General features: G+C 55.7%; 2 protein-coding genes. Both read right to left on the minus strand.

Going from position 1 to position 662, the window contains the following annotated elements:
* On the minus strand, positions 1-330 hold a 330-nt coding region (locus ACQY6C_RS14860; RefSeq protein WP_427970061.1), incomplete at its 3' end, for an NAD(P)-binding protein.
* 123 nt (positions 331-453) lie between these two features.
* Positions 454-662: hypothetical protein (locus ACQY6C_RS14865; protein WP_427970062.1), on the minus strand; the 209-nt coding region annotated here is incomplete at its 5' end.

Below are 662 nucleotides of genomic sequence, written 5' to 3' on the forward strand. Positions count from 1 at the left end.
CTGGCCGATCCCGTTCTCCTCGATCACCTCGCCCATATATTTGAGGATCTCTTCCGCGCTGGCGATGGGCGCACCAACCCACGGCTTGAAGCGATAACCGAAGGTGTAGAGATCGGAGTCTGAACGGACGCCGGGATATTTATGCGTATCCCATGTGCCGCCGAACGTGTCCTTCATCTCGAGGATGAGATAGCTCTTGCCCGGGCATTGCTGCTGCAGGTGATATGCCGATCCGATCCCCGAAATCCCCGCTCCGGCAATCAGCACATCGACATGCTGGACATCGCCGCCGCTTGCGGCAGGCGTACCTACCTTCGCTTCTACGTTCATCGCGGCTCTCTCCTCAAAGCCTGTGATTGGCCGAGGATACTCTTGTCGCGTCCCGCGTCCAGCGCATTGATCGGCGTCAACACCGCATGCAGAAGAAGCATCACTTTCCGGTTTGGAAAATTATCACTTGCCAATCTGGAAAGTGATACCTATGACTTTCCAATATGGAAAGTTAGGAGATTCGCTGTGAATATCGATAAAGCCAAAGCCGCGTTGGCCGATGTTAAAAGCGCTGAAGGCCACCTTGCCGACCGGATCGCTCAATGCCCGCCGTGGCGGCACGCTGCATTCGGTGTAGTCCTGGCAATCCTGATCGGGTCGATCAGCATTTC

The organism is Altererythrobacter sp. (assembly GCF_050299635.1).
In the GTDB taxonomy this organism is placed as follows: Bacteria; Pseudomonadota; Alphaproteobacteria; order Sphingomonadales; family Sphingomonadaceae; genus Erythrobacter.